Source organism: Virgibacillus tibetensis (assembly GCF_036026595.1).
GTDB lineage: Bacteria > Bacillota > Bacilli > Bacillales > Amphibacillaceae > Virgibacillus_P > Virgibacillus_P tibetensis.
On record NZ_JARZFX010000043.1, the window covers coordinates 1 to 488 of the forward strand.

Here is a 488-nt window from a genome sequence, read left to right on the forward strand (position 1 = left end):
AGATTCCTTTCCACATTAGCTTGACCAAAACATTCTATATAGGATAATGGTCACGCAAGGAGTTAAGCTTTTCCAAATAATATCTGCAACATATTAAGCAAAGTCTTGCTTAATTGTAATGTAATGTTATTCCTATTTGGATTATTCCACAGTAGCTCAGTGGTAGAGCTATCGGCTGTTAACCGATCGGTCGTAGGTTCGAGTCCTACCTGTGGAGCCATGGAGAGCTGTCCGAGTGGCCGAAGGAGCACGATTGGAAATCGTGTAGGCGGTTTTAACCCGTCTCGAGGGTTCGAATCCCTCGCTCTCCGCCACTTTTTATATAATTATGGCCCGTTGGTCAAGCGGTTAAGACACCGCCCTTTCACGGCGGTATCACGGGTTCGAATCCCGTACGGGTCACCAACATGGAGGATTAGCTCAGCTGGGAGAGCACCTGCCTTACAAGCAGGGGGTCGCAGGTTCGAGCCCTGCATCCTCCACCATTT

General features: G+C 48.4%; 4 tRNA genes. All 4 read left to right on the forward strand.

Annotated features, from left to right (window positions below):
* Positions 1-145 precede the first annotated feature (145 nt).
* The 4 genes from QGM71_RS21735 (at position 146) to QGM71_RS21750 (ending at position 485) form a co-directional block, all read left to right on the forward strand.
* Positions 146-220 (forward strand) — tRNA-Asn (locus QGM71_RS21735).
* A gap of 1 nt (position 221) precedes the next feature.
* Positions 222-314, forward strand: a tRNA-Ser gene (locus QGM71_RS21740).
* Between the two features lie 16 nt (positions 315-330).
* Positions 331-405: transfer RNA gene (locus QGM71_RS21745), tRNA-Glu, on the forward strand.
* Positions 406-409: 4 nt separating this feature from the next.
* Positions 410-485 (forward strand) — tRNA-Val (locus tag QGM71_RS21750).
* The last annotated feature ends 3 nt before the right edge of the window (positions 486-488 follow it).